This is a genomic window from Lederbergia ruris, from assembly GCF_018332955.1.
Classification (GTDB): domain Bacteria; phylum Bacillota; class Bacilli; order Bacillales; family Bacillaceae_C; genus Lederbergia; species Lederbergia ruris.
Genome location: NZ_BORB01000027.1, coordinates 1 through 16,678, shown reverse-complemented (window position 1 = coordinate 16,678; position 16,678 = coordinate 1). Strand labels below are relative to the sequence as shown.

The 16,678-nt window shown below is 36.5% G+C and carries 18 protein-coding genes; 9 read left to right on the top strand and 9 right to left on the bottom strand.

Translation table 11 applies throughout. The features are described from left to right. Positions 1 to 25: 25 nt before the first annotated feature. Positions 26 to 1,006, bottom strand: coding sequence for a Gfo/Idh/MocA family protein (locus tag KI363_RS14515; RefSeq protein ID WP_212966780.1), 981 nt, complete (start codon positions 1,004 to 1,006; stop codon positions 26 to 28). Between the two features lies 1 nt (position 1,007). Then, a complete protein-coding gene (locus tag KI363_RS14510; protein WP_212966779.1) occupies positions 1,008 to 1,838 on the bottom strand; it encodes a sugar phosphate isomerase/epimerase family protein in 831 nt (276 codons plus the stop codon). A 678-nt stretch (positions 1,839 to 2,516) separates the two neighbouring features. Between KI363_RS14510 and KI363_RS14505 the strand changes: the two genes are divergently transcribed. Continuing rightward, complete coding sequence (locus KI363_RS14505) at positions 2,517 to 2,705, top strand: hypothetical protein (RefSeq protein ID WP_212966778.1); 189 nt, start codon at positions 2,517 to 2,519, stop codon at positions 2,703 to 2,705. Between the two features lie 122 nt (positions 2,706 to 2,827). Next, positions 2,828 to 2,971, top strand: a complete 144-nt coding sequence (locus tag KI363_RS22075) for a DUF3139 domain-containing protein (protein WP_306345180.1) — start codon at positions 2,828 to 2,830, stop codon at positions 2,969 to 2,971. 216 nt (positions 2,972 to 3,187) lie between these two features. Here KI363_RS22075 and KI363_RS14495 read toward each other — a convergent pair whose 3' ends face one another. After that, positions 3,188 to 3,664 carry a hypothetical protein gene (locus KI363_RS14495; protein WP_212966777.1) on the bottom strand — a complete coding sequence of 159 codons (477 nt, stop codon included), beginning with the start codon at positions 3,662 to 3,664 and terminating at the stop codon, positions 3,188 to 3,190. Positions 3,665 to 4,167: 503 nt separating this feature from the next. On the opposite strand from KI363_RS14495, the gene KI363_RS14490 reads away from it, so the two are divergent. The 3 genes from KI363_RS14490 (at position 4,168) to KI363_RS14480 (ending at position 6,876) form a co-directional block, all read left to right on the top strand. Beyond that, complete coding sequence (locus KI363_RS14490; RefSeq protein ID WP_212966776.1) at positions 4,168 to 5,604, top strand: PQQ-dependent sugar dehydrogenase; 1,437 nt, start codon at positions 4,168 to 4,170, stop codon at positions 5,602 to 5,604. A gap of 83 nt (positions 5,605 to 5,687) precedes the next feature. Next, the gene (locus tag KI363_RS14485; protein WP_212966775.1) at positions 5,688 to 6,254 is read left to right on the top strand and encodes a hypothetical protein; all 567 of its coding nucleotides are present in this window, start codon (positions 5,688 to 5,690) and stop codon (positions 6,252 to 6,254) included. Between the two features lie 295 nt (positions 6,255 to 6,549). Further along, on the top strand, positions 6,550 to 6,876 hold the full coding sequence (locus tag KI363_RS14480) for a hypothetical protein (RefSeq protein ID WP_212966774.1): 327 nt from the start codon (positions 6,550 to 6,552) through the stop codon (positions 6,874 to 6,876). Between the two features lie 405 nt (positions 6,877 to 7,281). On the opposite strand, the gene KI363_RS14475 is transcribed toward KI363_RS14480, so the two are convergent. The 5 genes from KI363_RS14475 to KI363_RS22565 form a co-directional block, all read right to left on the bottom strand. After that, entirely contained in the window at positions 7,282 to 7,428 is a 147-nt protein-coding gene (locus KI363_RS14475) for a hypothetical protein (protein ID WP_191967419.1), read from the bottom strand. Positions 7,429 to 7,986: 558 nt separating this feature from the next. Beyond that, positions 7,987 to 8,838 carry a carbohydrate ABC transporter permease gene (locus tag KI363_RS14470; RefSeq protein ID WP_191967418.1) on the bottom strand — a complete coding sequence of 284 codons (852 nt, stop codon included), beginning with the start codon at positions 8,836 to 8,838 and terminating at the stop codon, positions 7,987 to 7,989. Continuing rightward, a complete protein-coding gene (locus KI363_RS14465) occupies positions 8,835 to 9,761 on the bottom strand; it encodes a carbohydrate ABC transporter permease (protein WP_212966806.1) in 927 nt (308 codons plus the stop codon). Before KI363_RS14465 ends, KI363_RS14470 begins: the two co-directional genes overlap by 4 nt. 68 nt (positions 9,762 to 9,829) lie before the next feature. After that, on the bottom strand, positions 9,830 to 11,149 hold the full coding sequence (locus KI363_RS14460; RefSeq protein ID WP_212966773.1) for an ABC transporter substrate-binding protein: 1,320 nt from the start codon (positions 11,147 to 11,149) through the stop codon (positions 9,830 to 9,832). A gap of 25 nt (positions 11,150 to 11,174) precedes the next feature. Beyond that, complete coding sequence (locus tag KI363_RS22565; protein ID WP_505744241.1) at positions 11,175 to 11,777, bottom strand: YesL family protein; 603 nt, start codon at positions 11,775 to 11,777, stop codon at positions 11,175 to 11,177. A 239-nt stretch (positions 11,778 to 12,016) separates the two neighbouring features. Here KI363_RS22565 and KI363_RS14450 point away from each other — a divergent pair, with 239 nt between their 5' ends. The 4 genes from KI363_RS14450 to KI363_RS14435 all read left to right on the top strand — a co-directional run bounded on the left by KI363_RS14450 (position 12,017) and on the right by KI363_RS14435 (position 15,944). Continuing rightward, entirely contained in the window at positions 12,017 to 12,754 is a 738-nt protein-coding gene (locus tag KI363_RS14450; RefSeq protein ID WP_212966771.1) for a response regulator transcription factor, read from the top strand. Beyond that, on the top strand, positions 12,751 to 14,505 hold the full coding sequence (locus KI363_RS14445) for a sensor histidine kinase (protein ID WP_212966770.1): 1,755 nt from the start codon (positions 12,751 to 12,753) through the stop codon (positions 14,503 to 14,505). The genes KI363_RS14450 and KI363_RS14445 overlap by 4 nt, the downstream gene beginning before the upstream one ends. 833 nt (positions 14,506 to 15,338) lie before the next feature. Then, a complete protein-coding gene (locus KI363_RS14440) occupies positions 15,339 to 15,611 on the top strand; it encodes an AbrB/MazE/SpoVT family DNA-binding domain-containing protein (protein WP_246516885.1) in 273 nt (90 codons plus the stop codon). 3 nt (positions 15,612 to 15,614) lie between these two features. Continuing rightward, positions 15,615 to 15,944, top strand: a complete 330-nt coding sequence (locus tag KI363_RS14435; protein ID WP_212966769.1) for a type II toxin-antitoxin system PemK/MazF family toxin — start codon at positions 15,615 to 15,617, stop codon at positions 15,942 to 15,944. A 122-nt stretch (positions 15,945 to 16,066) separates the two neighbouring features. Here the strand turns inward: KI363_RS14435 and KI363_RS14430 are convergent, their stop codons facing one another. Then, complete coding sequence (locus tag KI363_RS14430; RefSeq protein WP_158321688.1) at positions 16,067 to 16,507, bottom strand: hypothetical protein; 441 nt, start codon at positions 16,505 to 16,507, stop codon at positions 16,067 to 16,069. Between the last annotated feature and the right edge of the window lie 171 nt (positions 16,508 to 16,678).

Sequence of the window (16,678 nt, the reverse complement as noted above, 5' to 3'; positions counted from 1 at the left end):
TTTAGAATGAATTTGGAAAAATAGTCTAATCTTTATAAAACTCTTCCATAGTAATGATACTTCCTTTTTCATTCGAAACATTCGCAGCAAGACTGCAACCTAAGGTTTCTAAACCGTCCTGATAAGAAGCAAGAACGAGTTCCTGATTGTTTGTTTGTATCGCTTTAATAAATGCATTATCTTGTTCTTCATAAAAGTTTACCTTGGATTCATATGTAGTTGTTTTATCCTTTTCAAAAATTGATATAGTTGTCCCATTTATTTCAAGTCGGAAATCACGCCCTAAAATTTCTAGTCCCATTCTGTGATCATGTTGAATAAAGGAATTATCTAGGTGACCAACAGCACCAGATTCAAAGCGAATATTTACAGATGTAACATCCGGAATATCAATTCCCTCAATATCATTCATAACTTGTAGGGACATATTGGCTTGCACTTGATTAATATTCCCACAGAGATAGCCCATTAAATCAAGAATATGAGTTGCTTGCTCGACCAATTGCCCTCCCGATTTGTTCTTGATGCGATACCATGGTGTTGGAACAAATGAAGTTAAGTAATGCCCTCGCACCATTGCGACTTGTTTATCCTTCAAATAGTCTTTTGCTATTTGTACAGTGTCTAGATAACGGAGACAATATCCAGATGCGTTTATCACACCTGATCGGCCAATAATTTCAGCTTTTTCTTTCGCCCTATTAAAATCCAATTCTATCGGTTTTTCAACTAATAGATGAATCCCTTTTAGCACTGCTTTTTCCTCGATATCTCCATGTGCAAATGGTGGGACACAAATAAATAAGGCATCTATTTTTTCCTTTTCCAGCATTTGATCAAAGTCTGTATAGGCGTTAGCTCTATATTTTTCCCCCTGCTTGATAGCTATTTCTTCCTCAATATCACAGACCGCAACAATTTCAGCATCTCCATTTTGAAAAATATTATTTAAGTGAGCATTGGCAATCCCACCAACTCCTACAAAACCAACACGAACTTTTTTCATTTCAATCTCTCCTCACTTTTAAAATCACATCTAAATGTCGTGTCACATCATCTGCCAATGTACGGGGACAAAACAAATAGGGAGATAGTTCAGCCGTCAAGGTATCTTCATAATCAATCTCCTGCAATGCATCTATAACCGCGTTCCAGTTGACATCACCCGCTAATAAAGGAACAAATCCAGCTCCATTTCCTACACTTGTATTAAAATCCTTCACATGTACCTTTAAGATTCTTTTACCAAGTAAGCGGATCCATTGTTCTGGATAGCCAAACTGTAAGACATTTCCAACATCAAAATAAGCTCCTACATAATCCGATCCAAATTCATCAATATATCTAACCATTTCCAGAGGAGATAATAGAAATTTATTCCAGACATTTTCTATTCCTATTTTCACACCACATTTTTCAGCTTTTGGAATAATTTCTCTAATGGACTCTTGACTCCTTTTGTAACATTCTTCATAGGAAACTTGATCGGAAACTGCGCCGGGGACAACGAGAATCGTATCCATCCCTATATAACTAGCAATTTCCAACATTTTCTCTATCACCTGTATACCCTGTTGTCGAATTTGCTCATTAGGAGAACAAAGAGGCATCTTCCAAAGTAGAGAGGTTGATAAACTTTTAAGCGCTAATTTATATTGGGTAGCAAGCGCTTTAATTTTTAACGCATCCTCCTTGGTTGTCTCTACTGTCAAGCCAATGCCGCCAGCTTCATTTAGATTGAGTTCCACGGCATCGAAACCGGCATCCCTACTATATTCAAATACCTTTTCTAAAGGTGTTTTTTCAGGAAAACACCATTGGTTGATTCCTTTTAGCATTTTCTTATTTCCCCCTAGTCTTTAATTAATGCCCATTTCTTAAATCATTTTGCAACAGAACGGTAACAGTTCTCTCATAGGGAAATCAGTCTAAAAGAGCTACCTTAACCTCCTAGTTATTTTATTTTTATCCAGTCCCTCCCTTTTTACATTTCTGAAGGCGCATGCATTATCGCGCAATATTAATATTTCTTATTTTGTTTCCTATAGTAGTTAGAAAATCAATTTAATTTTTATTTTCCGTTGGCCGAATAATAGCGAATCGAAGCTATATGTCCCCTAATAATCCCATCGTGTTGTCACTACCAGTTTTATTGACTTTTTTGTTTTTTTAATTATCTACCACAGCTTTCTAATCCCGAAATTAGCTTAAACCTCTTAAGTTATAAAACCCCTTACATTCCATTCGCCTAGTAGTAAAGATTAAGTTTTCTTGCCTCTATTGTAACTCTATATACTATGTATGTCAAAAATTTTTATGGTTATATATGAATATAAAATATAGAAAGGGCTATTCAAAAAAAGAAATAAGTCATAAGCTAGGTTTTACAGATAATGTGTATGGTCTTACGAAAGAGAGGGAAAGACGCCATTTGAAGCACTCATAAAATTAGCGGATATTTTCGATGTCTCCCTCGATTTCCTGATTCGCGGGAAAAATATGAAGAAGATAGCAACTTGAACCAAAATGAGAAAGCATTAAAAGACATTACAAACTACCTTACGAATAAAGGAATAAAATCCCCTTATTTTTTACAGTCTCAAAAATGGGCGATCCTTTCTAAAGAAGATATCAAGAAATTGAACGATCATTTTGAATGGGTGGTTGAAAAAGCGAGAATTCGAAAAAACGGTTCACATGAGTAGTTGACTTAAAACTTTCTAATGAATTTGGATTCCAAATATTTTACGAATCGTTGCCTTATGGGGGGAAAAGATTATGAGGAAAAAAGCTTTATGGGTTTCCTTAAGTATGATTATACAATCCCATTAGGTTTTTTTATGTTCTGAACAACGGAAACCCCTATACAAAATATGTAGCAGATAAAAATGTTCCAGTTTATTTGGAGGGAAAAGGGTACACAGAAAACGAAATTGAAGAATCACATTATGTAGACCGAAATACCTCATAAATAATGATTATTATCACGGTCATTATATGGTTGTCTTTAAAGATGAACCTGATGCAACTTATTATTACGGAAAAAAATTATATTCACTTTGTCCACACACCTATGATATACATAGGACTATTGTCCAATAATTGGAAAATGTTTGCAATAACTAAATGGGAAAAAGAAAAAGCACCCTATCGGGTACCATTATTTCTCTCAGTTATTCCCTTGTATTCAGGCATGCTCTTCATAATTTTGTTGTGTGCCAAATATATTTTTTCGGATATTAAATGTTATGAATGCAAGTACAGTAATGATAATAATGTTAACAAGTGTACTTAAAAAATAGTTATTTAACAATCGGGGGAAGTTTCCAATGAAAATGACACAAATCATTCCGTATATCAATAGTGTTCCGATCCAAGCAATAATATAATTGATTAATGCAGCTATCTTGGGGAACTTAATAACTAGATAGCTTAATAAGGTAAAGTACAGGATGCAAGCTCCAATACCAAATACAATATCCCAAAAATAAACAGCGTTTCCGCTGGCTATTTTTATTGATACTTTTTCGTGTAATGAATAGGCTGTGAATCCTCCTATGAATAAAAAGTCAATAGAAACCGCTACAAATTTGCTTATCGCTTTTGAAATCCTTAATAAGAATACTAATAAAACTAATAAAAATATGGGTAATAATAGTACCATCGTTTCCCACCTCAGCTTTTTGTTTATAACAATCATTATATTTTACACGATTTTCCCCATCTACTCAATTCGACAAAAGAGGGAAAAACCCGGCAACTATTTCCCTATTTCTTCAACATAACCACAATATCATCTTAGCACTTCTAAATAGAAATTTTCTGCCATTTTTCTGCCACACCTTCTAACATTGTATATAGCCCACATCAATCCGAACATCTTAATGATGTATAAAAACAATTAGGAATGGTCTTTTATGGCAAGTATTTTCCCGATTCTGTTCTGCTAATTTATTAAATAACGAGCATCACCTATACAGGACTGCCGGGCGCAACCGGCATTTGAAAATTGCTTTGTCAAAAATTTATCCAAGATTTATCAAAAGGATGCGATCTACTTGTGAAAAGCGTTAAAATCTTTCTGCAATTCCCCCCATTTAATACTAAATGAACAATTCTTATCATATTCTTATAAAAGAAAACAATACGAAGGGGGTGTACAGTTAGTTGAAAAAAGTTAAGGTTCGTTTACGGCCCATTGTAAGTAAGATAAATTTACCCACCGTTTTGAAAACAACTATACCCCCGGGTGACTCCATTGAAAGATTATTTATTGCAACCCAGGTGGGAGAGATCTTCTACATAGGAAACGGAGATATACGGACGTTTTTAGATATACGCTCGCGGGTCATAAAACTAGGTGCCTCTGAAGAAGGTGTTTCTGGTCGTGGATATGATGAACGGGGATTGGTAGGACTAGCATTTCATCCCCAATTTTATTATAACGGTCTGTTTTATCTTCATTATTCAGTAGCTGGAACACAAGGTCCAGGTGCTCTTTCCGAACGTTTTAAGCCTAACCCGTGTGATCCTCAAACTTTAAACCTAAGGTGGGTCAATAGAGAAACCCAATATGATCATATTGATACCGTTGAAGAATGGATTTTACAACCGAATGGTCACTCCCGAAAACGACGGACATTACTTAATTTAAGAAGACCATTTTTTAATCATAATGGTGTCAATAGCTTAAACTTTTCACCTGAAACCGGAAGACTTGTTTTAACAACCGGAGATGGTGGAGCAGGCTATGATCCATTTAATTTAAGCCAGGACGACATGGAAATCGCTGGTAAAATAATTGAAATTGATGTAAGTAAGGATACATTTATCTATCATCCACCCGTTGTCACACGTTTTAATGAACTTCCCGTAACGATTCAGGAAACACTTACGGTCATTGCCAAAGGGGTTCGCAATATACCAGGCATTACATTTCAAAGGGTGAATAATCAATATATCAAATATGTGGGAAATGTTGGACAGGATATGGTAGAGTCGATTTTTTCATTCGTTTATTATCAACCAATCCCGGTTACTCAGCTTATTCAATCTTCTTTACTAAAATCTGAACCTGACCAAGAGGGATTTATTAACTTCGGCTGGCGCGGGTGGGAAGGTGCTTTTCCTACTTCAACTATAAGGGGCTGCTCATCCAATCCGACTTTGGATGAGAAAACAATGGCTTATTACAATGAGGCAGTAAAAACTTCAGCGAGGCGTCTTCAGCCTTTAACTAGTTATTATCACAAAGATCCCCGACCCGATAAATTTGGAGGAACTGCCCTTACAGGTGTGCAGGCCTATATGGGGAATGGAATCTCCGATTTAACAGGAAGCGTTGTGTTTACCGATCTTGCCCGGCACGAAGAATCTCAATCTCCAGTTAGAGGGGTTTTAGCTTATACCAGGGTAAGAACAGATGGTAAACTAAATGATTTTAGTGTGATGAAAACCGATTATCATTTTGGTTCCCAATCAGCTTATTATGTCAGTCTGGGAACGAATCTGAATCAAACCAGATTATTCTTAGGGGTTTATGGCTCTATGAAAGTGACTGATTTTAACCAAGGTACTGTTTTTGAAATTGTTTCAGATTCATAACGATTATATTCTACTTAATACTATAGTCGCTGGGCGCTGGAGCTAGATCCAGCATTAGCCAAAAATTCTCGAAGGAGAAAGTTATGTATTGGTTTAGCATTTTATCACATGAATCATACAAGCTTCATCAATATTTAAAAACATTTTCTTATTCTAAAAAGCTTGTACTAACCGCCCTTCTTTCGGCACTTGCAGCTATCCTACAGTCAACCGGAAATCTTCTGCCGGGTGTCGGATATTTAATCAGTCCTTTTGCCACTGCTCCTATTTTGATTTGTACCATGGTCTCCATTTCCTTTGGGCTTCAAAGTTACGTTTTGACGATTCTTTTACTAATTCTAATCCAACCTAGCGAGTTTTTTGTTTTCCCGTTTACAACCGGGCTAGTAGGTATAGGAATCGGGATAGCGCTTCACATATTACAAAGACGAATCGGTATCATCGTTTTCACGTCTTTATTATTGTTAGGTGGAATTTGCTTCCTTTTATACATTGTCCAATTCCCCGTTTTAGGACCAATCGCCAGTAAATCCCTTTCAATAAAAATTATAGGTTTTATTTACATTTTTTCATTCATATATAGCTGGGGATGGGTTGAACTAAGCAGGTTTATCTTTAAGAAATGGTATAAATTGATGGGGAAAAAGTAGAACGAGGAATATCTGACTGACGGTATGAGTATAAGCTTCAATAATAGTTTCTATCATTCTCTTCAATGTTATATCCCTCCCTGTAGTAGGAGGTTTTTTTAATAAAATTTACCTAGAAAATGAACTTATTCATGTCAGCTAGCCAGTGGATCCTTTGTCATCTAATTTTTCAGAAGAGGTAAAATTGGTAATCAAATGATTTGGAATCTTCTTTTCCTTATAAGATAATAGACATGGGTATTTATAATCACAACACTTAAGTAGAAAACAAATTATGTGCACGGAGAGTTGTATCATGGAAACCGAAATCGGAGGGATAAAAATGCAACCATTACCAAAGGACGGAGGAACGTTTTGGACGACACATAGGGGCTTGCGCATTCAAGTTTCGTACACGGAGTACGAGAATTATTATGATGCGTTTGCGAGTTTCTATTATTGGGAAGAAGAAAGCATTGACGGCTGGGGGCAACATCCTATCTTAAATTTGGCCGTAGCGGGCGCCCTAGAAAGCCTAATGGAAGAAATCGAGGAACAGGGACTAGATATTTGGACGGCAACCCGCCCCTCCACCAAGCAAAAAGTTCAATTTTTGATGTTTCGGCCTGATGATATAAATTGAAATGGGAACGTCACAGAAGTTCGAAGGATTTCTTGTGACATTCCTCATCTAAAGTGAAAAGTTGGAATCTGGTACCCAGTGTTATCTTTTGTCCTCCGGAAGAGAACTCGGTATTAAAAAGGGCCTCTTTTGTTTTAATTTAAATTGAAGTGAAACCACCATCGATGGATACGACAGTACCATTGATATAGTTCGCTTTATAGCTTAATAGGAACACGACAAGCCTAGAAGAAAGGGAGCGATTCTTACTCGTATTACCCGAGTTAAATAAACTAAAAAATAACGCCACTACATTTCCTTTATTTTTTAGTTTATTTATGTCATAATGAGAATATAATAAAAAAAGAGAAGTGCTGTGAACACTTCTCCCGCAACCTCTACCGTCAGCGTGGTGGTTGTCAAAAATTAATTCTGTTTTTGAGAGCCACCCTTATGCTTGTGACGGCGCAGGGTGGTTTTCTCTTTTTCCAGAACCGTTCTTTTGAAGATGTGTGCGCTTATTGCTCGCACAATCCCCTTTAGAACCTCTCCTAGAAATTCAAGAACTTCCATGGTTATCACCTCCTTATCCATAGATGGAAAGAAGAGTGACAACCAACCACCCCAACAATATCCGGTTGCTAGTTTGATATTATCATATTTTTATATAAATGGCTATCCGATATAAAAACAAACGTTCCTCGTTATACGCAAATTTCTAATACGGCTAAATTATTATATGACTTTACATCTTCGATCGAGAAACTCTCTGGATACCGCAAAACTTGGATGTTTTACTCAATACGTAAAAACGCCTCTACATTTCCTTTATTAGTTTATTTATGTCATAATGAGAATATAATAAAAAGAGAAGTGCAGCGAACACTTCTCCCGCAACCTCTACCGTCAGGGTGGTGGTTGTCAAAAAATTACCTTTGTTTTCGAGAACCACCCTTTACCTTCTGACGGCGTAGGGTGGTTTTCTCTTTTTCTAGAACCGTTCTTTTGAAGATGTGCGCGCTTACTCCTCGCACAATCCCCTTCACTTTTCCTATAATCTTGCAGTGGGGGTCTACTGCCCGTTAAAGCGGAATAACTTTTACACGTTAATTAATGAAAAACAATTCATTTTTAACCCTTCACTCCTCCAGCTGTAATTCCTTCTACCAAGTACTTTTGGAAAAACAAGAAAATAAGTAACTGAGGAACGATGGATGCTACTGACATCGCAAACATTGGCCCCCATGCAGATACAGACGAAGGATCAGAAAACAATTGTAAACCTAATGCAACTGTATATAATTTTGTATCATTTAAATAAACAAGTGGTGTCATAAAATCGTCCCATGTCCAATAGAAAGAAAAGATTGCGACAGTGGCAAGAGCTGGGATAGTTAAAGGTAAAATCACCCGCCAAAAAATGCCAAATGTAGTTGCACCATCCATATAGGCTGCCTCATCTAACTCTCTAGGTATTCCCCTAATAAATTGGATCATTAGAAAGATAAAAAAAGGAGTGCCTCCAATAAATGCAGGTACTATTAAAGGTAAATACGTATTCACCCACCCTAAATTATGAAATAAAATATATTGCGGAATTAAGGTTACTTGTGAAGGCAACATTAACGTTATGATCATACATACAAATAAAGGGGTACGAAACCGGAATTTAAGCCTAGCAAAACCAAATGCAACTAAAGTTGAAGAAAATAAAGTCCCGATGACCACCATCGTTGTAACAAATGTAGAATTAAGAAAAAAAGTCGAAAAGCTTAAGTTCCCAAAACCTTTCCAACCTGTCGCATAATTCTCCCATTTCCATTCAGAAGGAATCAATGAGACTGCATTTCGAAAGATTTCACTTTCCGGCTTTAATGAGCTTGCAATCGTCCATAATATAGGATAAATCATCAATAAGCCTAAAACCAAAATACAGCCATGATAAATAAATGTTTTTAAAGTTTTATTCTTTTTCAACTTCATCTCCCTCCTTCTGACTCATAATAAACCCAACTTTTCGCAGTTCGGAAAATAAAGGCTGTAAAGACAGCACAAATAAGTAGTAATATCCAAGCTAATGCAGAAGCATAGCCCATGTCAAAATGACCGAATGCTTTCTCATATAAATACACCGCATAGAATAAAGTACGATCCATTGGCCCACCCGCTGTGATTAGAAAGCTTTGAGTAAAAGCCATAAATCCTTGAATCGTTTGCATAACTAAGTTAAAGAATATAACAGGTGACAGCATTGGTAGTGTAATTTTCATAAATCGCAAAATAGGGTTGGCCCCATCCACAGCAGCCGCCTCATACAGCTCATTGGGAATCGCCTTCAAACCCGCTAGGAAAATAAGCATTGGCGAACCAAATTGCCAAACAACTAACAAAATTAATGTAGAGAGAGCAAAATCTGGGCTTGTAACCCAACTAATGGACGGGATACCAAAAAGGGATAGTATATCATTTACCGCACCCTCTCCACCAAAAAGTTGCTTCCACACGACCGCAATGGCTACACTTCCACCTAGAATTGATGGAATATAATATAATGTACGGTATAATCCTACCCCACGCCGATTTGTATTAAATAACATCGCAACAAAAAGGGCAAATGCTAGTTTAAGGGGCACACTAACAAATACAAATATAAAGGTAATTTTGATCGCTTGCCAAAAACGGCCATCATTTGTAAACATCTTCATATAATTATCCAAGCCAATCCAGGTAGGCTCAGATAATAAATCATAATTGGTAAAGGAAAAATATAAAGACGCAATCATAGGTCCAACAATGAAACCTACAAAACCGATTAACCATGGTGCGATAAAGCCGAAACCGATTAAATCATCCTTTAAGCGGCTTTGCGGTTTATTTGGTTGGTGTAAGTGTTGCGGTTTTTTTATCTCCACCTTGTCCTACCTCCCATTTATTATAATCGAGAAGCCATCAAAGGAGATGGCTTCAGACGATCTTACTTATTTTTAGCTAATATATCTGATGCTTTCTTTCTAAAGTTTTCTGCAGCCTTTTCGGGTGTAATTTCCCCATAATAAATTGGGTCTGCTACTTCATTCTCGAATAATGTTTCGATTTCTGTTGAACCCCGTGGGTCTGGTGGGTCAATCTCACGACTGTATTCCCCAGCAAGTTCTACATATTCAAACATCTTCTTCCCTGCTTCAGATGCTTTTTCTTTTAAATGTTCTCGAACTTTCGTTGCAATTGGAACACCACGTTCAGCATCTAATATTTCATTGGCTTCTATACTATTTGTAAAATAGCTGATAAATTTCGCAGCCTCTTCCTGTTCTTTGGAATGCGCCGACACGGAGAGGAACTGTCCTGGTTTAATATAATGACCCAATTCTCCACCCTCTAGCATGGGTTGAATCATTAAATCTAGTGGTCTACCAGCAGCCGCTTCAACGGCAATCAATTGATTACTATGGAAATCCGTCACAATGGCCGTTTTTTCATTAATGATCGGTAATTGTTCAACATTGCCACCAGCAGCTTTAAATACATCAGGTGGTGCAGCCGCTCCAGATTCCAACATATCTACAGTTATTTGTAGAAAATCAATGAGTAATTGATCATCCTCATAACCTAATCCGGTACCTTCATCATTATATAACCACTTTCCATGTTCGCGTAAATAATGCTTGAATCCCATAACGCCTGCATGCGGTTGAACACCGTACACACCATCTCCCAAGTTATCTGATAATTGTTGGGCCACATCCTTTAAATCTTCCCATGTATAACCAGGTTCTAATATAGGTACATTGGCTTTTTCAAACATGGCCTTATCCAACAGAATGGCATGAGCATTGGCCCCAATATTGACCGCATACAGGTTGTCATCAAGTTTTCCACCATTAATATAGGTATCTTCCACATCACTTAAATCAAGTGCACCATTTTCTACAAAAGGATTTAAATCTGCTAGCAATCCTTTCCCTACATATTCTGATAAATATTTATAATCCATTTGTACAATATCCGGTAAATTCCCCCCTGCCGCTTGTGTTGCCATCTTTTCCCAATAACCATCCCATCCTGTAAACTCAGGGGAAATCGTTACATTGGGGTTTTCCTCCATGTACTGATCTATCACTTTCAGCGTGCGATCATGTCGGTCCTGTGAACCCCACCATACCATTCGTAACTCTACTTGATCTCCATCAGACTTACCGCCAGAGTTTCCTTTTTTTGAATTACAACCTGCCAACATACCAACGGTTAAGCATAATAGGATTATAGCGATCCAATATTTCCTTTTCCTGTGCATTTTTCTCTCCCCTTTTATTCCTTCATTATTTGCTGAAACTTCCCTTAAGCACGGTGACCCGATGGATGGCTTGACCACCTACAATCATGATAATGAAAAAGGTTAGACTCACCCCCACCGAAAACAAAATTTGTGGAAAATATAAGGATAGATACATCATGCCTCCTGCAGCAATGGCTAATCCAAGGGTCTTCAATGGATTTAACATTCCGATAATAAAAGCATATTGAATATATTTGTGTAGTTTTAGTTGGTATGTGGTATACGTGGGTAAGATATACATTAAGACAATCAAATACCAAACAGATATAATATAGATACCTAAACTGATAATTTGATTGATCATCCCTCCTTTTTGTACAAAAAACCTTAAATCAAAGTAGATAATAAACCCAATAACGAACAAGGTAACCGCTAACATATTGACTCTTAAAAAATTTTGCTTATATTCTTGCCAATATAAGATAAATATAGGGGAAGACTCATTTTTCTGTGTTAACCACTGCTGTTGTATTTTACAAAGCGCTACGCTCGCTGGGAAAATGCCAAGTATACCAAGACCCAATAAGGTGAAAAGGAACCACAAAAGATTTACATAAACGAGCTTCAATACGTAAACACAAAACACATACACGGTTTCCGTTAATTTTGCATGAAGTATGGTTTGTCACCTCTTCCACCATTAGTTGATATTGTTCTTCATTTCCATTAAAATGACTGTATAAAAAGAGTATAGTAATTCTCCAATCAAAAAAAGGCATTCTATTACTTATAATCACCAATATGTTAAGCGTTTACATATAAAAGTATCTTTTCTTCTTTTGTTCCATAAAATATGATACCTTTTTTCGCGGAAGGAGCTTCGATATGTACAAAATACTTCTTGTTGATGATGAGCAAGAAATCCGTTTCGGTTTAAGAAATTACTTCCCATGGAACAACCTTGGCTTTGCTGTTATACATGATTGCGAAAACGGACAACAAGCCCTTGAGTTTTTGAAAGAAAATCCGATAGATGTCGTATTAACAGATATTCGAATGCCTGTAATGGATGGGATTGATTTAGCTAGGGAGATTAAGGAGAGGAAATTCCCTATTCAAACCATTTTTCTAAGTGGATATAAGGACTTTCATTATGCACAAAATGCCCTTAAATATGGGGTAAGGGATTATATTGTAAAGCCAGGAAAGTACGAAGAAATTGAAGAGGTTTTTACTATTCTCAAAAAAGATTTAGATCAAGAATGGAATAACAACCAATCTACAACCAATAGTTACTCAGAAAACATTACTCAGACCATTAAAAAGTATACAGAGGAGCATTACGCAGAGGTGACACTTGATGATTTATCCCAATTATTGAAAATGTCTCCAAATTATATTAGTACATTTTTTAAAGAAAAGACAGGTATGAACTTTTCTACTTATTTAGCGGAGATTAGGATGAAGAAGGCTGCAGAACTATTGGTGGATTATCATTATAAAACTTATGAGATTAGTTACCTATTAGGCTATAACAATCCAAAGAGTTTTACTAGAATGTTTAAAAAGTACTACGGTGTATCTCCACGGGAATATCGAAATCAGAGGGCTGTATCATTGTGATTAGCAATAGAAAATTCTTATTGAAGAATACTTTGCTATTTCTTTTTCCTTTACTAATTCCCTTGTTCATTTTAGGATCATTTGCCATAGTCGTCACAGATAAATATATGAAGGAATCCATTACGAGTAATAATTTTAATGCCTTACAACAGCTAGAGCAACAAACAAATATTGTATTAAATGAAATGCACTTGTTAAACTTGGATTACAACTGGAATCCTGATATTATCCTTTCTCTTCAAGATATTTTAGATTCTGATTACTTAACTCTCACTCAAAACCAGAAACTGCAGTACCGGGAAGGGACACTTCGGCGAAAAGAAATTGCCACACCTTATATTCATTCCATTTATGTATTTTACACGAATACGAAAAATCGTGTCTTAACATCCCAAACAGGGGTTACGACAATGGATGCCATGAATGACCAGTCTTGGTTTGACGAGTTTGATCCCACATCCACCGAAGAGAATATTTGGATAAAAAATAGAAAGGTGGCACAATTTCCATTCGAAGACCCCAAACCGGTTATCACCGTATTTAAAAATGTGTTCAAAACGAATGCACCTACCTCTGAAGGTTTGATCGTCCTAAATATACATCAAGATTATTTTGAAGACTTAATCAATGAATGGAATAATTATCATAATCAAAGCATTTTTGTCTTAGATGATCAGAATAACAAATTATATGGCAATAAAAATAGTGAAATGTTAAATCTAGAAGATTGGGATCTCGCAAATGATCAACAAACATTTGAAGTTAAAATGGATCATAAAGCCTATATTGTGAACCAACTTCATTCGGAGAATGATCATCTTAGATACTACTCCATTGTTGAAAAGAATATTATTTACTGGATCCCCAACCAGTTACGATTATTAACCATCGTTTTTGCCAGCTTATCTTTTATTATCGGAATTGCAATCATCTACTATTTATCCCGAAAAAATGCCCGCCATATTAGTGATATTATCACGATCTTAAATATGACGAATCAAAAGAAAGAAAACTTAACCAACGATATCTCATTCAAGGACAATGAATATCATTTCATTGTCAAAGGAATTTTAAAAAATTATATATACCAAAACAACCTTGAAAAAGAATTAAGCGAACAAAAGTATCAACTTCAATCAGCAGAGTTATCTGCTTTGCATAATCAGATTAATCCTCATTTCTTGTCGAATACACTAGCTATTATTTATTGGAGGGCAATAGCTTTAACTGGGAAACCAAATAAAGTAACTGAGATGTTGGAAACATTAACCGATATTCTAAATTTCTCGTTAAGAACCAAAAAACATACAGTGACCTTGAAAGAGGAGATTGAAAATGCTAAAAATTATGTAAAGATCATGAGAATACGATCCCAAAGTGATTTTCATATATACTGGGAATATAACCAGACTGATCTTAATCAGCAAGTCTTGAAATTCATATTACAACCCATATTAGAAAACTGCCTTAAGCATGGGACCCACGGCGAGCGCACAAGTAAGATCAGGATAAAAATAGAGCGAAGAAATAATAATATGAGATTCCGCATTACTGATAATGGACAAGGAATGAGTAAACATGCCTTGCATCAATTACATGCTGAACTTGATAAAGATGAATATGTCACAAATCATATTGGTTTAGCCAATATTAAAAAGCGTTTATCACTAGTGTTTAATAACAATTACATTTTTATTATCAGGAGTAAAAAAGGTTGGGGAACCACAATTTTTATTGAACATCCAGTATAATCACCAAAAGAAAAATACGTTTTCGAGGGTCCTTCGACTTTTTGTAAATCCAACTTCGCTTTGGATCTGCGTTTTTGACGAACTTTCGCTTTTTCGTGGATCCAACCCCAGATTGGATCTACGGTTTCGATGGTCCTTCGACTTTTCGTACATCCAACCTTACTTTGGATCTGCGTTTTTGACGATCTTTCGCTTTTTCGTGGATCCAACCCCAGCTTGGATCTACATTCTCGACGGTCCTTCGACTTTTCGTACATCCAACCTTACTTTGGATTTACGTTTTTGTCGATCTTTCACTTTTTCGTGGATCCAACCCCGGCTTGGATCTACATTTTCGATGATCCTTCGACTTTTCGTACATCCAACCTTACTTTGGATCTACATTTTTGACGAACTTCCACTTTTTCGTGGATCCAGCCCCAGCTTGGATCTACATTTTCGATGTTCCTTCGACTTTTCGTACATCCAACCTTACTTTGGATTTACGATTTCGATGAACTTTCGCTTTTTTGTAGATCCACCCCCAGCTTGGATCTACATTCTCGACGGTCCTTCGACTTTTTGTACATCCAACCTTACTTTGGATCTACGTTTTTGACGAACTTCCACTTTTTCGTAGATCCAACGCCGGCTTGGATCTACATTTTCGATGGTCCTTCGACCTTTCGTACATCCAACCTTACTTTGGATTTACATTTTTGACGAACTTTCGCTTTTTCGTGGATCCAAACCCAGCTTGGATTTACGTTTGATGGTCCTTATGTAAAAATCATGTATCATTTTTCCGCTTTACGTATATACTAATATATACACATAAGCAGGAAGGTGATATAATGGACTTAAATAGCGAGAAAGAGGTGTTAACTATGGTGACCACAGCACAAAAATGGGGAAATTCTATAGGCGTTCGCATTCCTAAAAGAATAGCAAAGAAATATGGTATTGAAAATGGTTCGGAAATTCAGATCACAGATGACGGAGAACAAATTATTTTGAAGCGTGTTGAAAATGAGGAGTATACTTTAGAGGAACTATTAGCACAGTGTGAGGGAGAGAATCCCCATCCAGAATATTTTGCTGCACCAATGGGAAGGGAAGAAATATAACTTATGCAGATACCAGATAGAGGGGATATTGTTTTTTTAGATTTTGACCCTCAAACAAGGAGAGAACAATCAGGAAGAAGACCAGCGATTGTTTTGTCTCCCGAAGCTTTTAATCGAACAACAGGCTATGCAGCAGTATGTCCAATCAGTAGAACCGAAAGAAAATGGGGCTTCCATGTTCATTTGCCAGATGGGTCGGTGGTTGATGGAGTGGTTATTACTGACCAATTAAAAAATTTAGATTTCAAAGCAAGAAACATTCAGATAAAAGGTCAAGCACCAGAAAACGTTGTTGAAGAGTGCATTAAAAAAATACGTACCTTTTTATCATAAAATCAATACATTATTAATATTATATGAAGTTTGACACCAAAAAAGGTGATCTACACTCATTACTCCTCGCGGGGGTGCAAGGTTCAGACAAGATCCTGAATTATGTTAAAACCTGCCCCCTATTACGATTTCGATTCCTTTTCCCTAATGACAAGGCGTTCAATCCCATGCTTCTCAAATTCAGTTTCATATTCCTCCTCCAATTGGAAAAGATGCCTTAAGTATTCTTCCTCTGAGCGGTACTTCCTTCCGATTTTTTGGATATCCCTTTTTGCCAGTCGCAAACTAATCTGATTCCAGAAAATCTCATCATCATTTTCCTGAATATAAGAGTGCATACTTTCTTCATATTCCTTCGTTGGAAAATACTCCCCAAACGATTGATCAAAATCAATAAGATTCTCACAACCAAATGATTTGCTAAAGGAACAGACATATTGAAAAATTTCATCATACTCTTCATTTCGTTCCTCGTGCACTTTTGAGGAATTAGCCGTCCACTCACCAAGATAAACAAGATCAAGTAGCTGTCTATACTGCTTTTTCGTAAAATTTATTTTCACTGCCGCCACTCCATTTAAAGTTTTCCTTATCTTACCATAAAAGATGTTTATGGCAAACTAAAAATGTAGGTTATGGCACTTCTTTTATGCATGGCCTATAGGGCTATGCATAAAAGAAAAAGCCACTTGCTAACAACTCAATAATTAACTACACTTCCTGTTGGACCATTA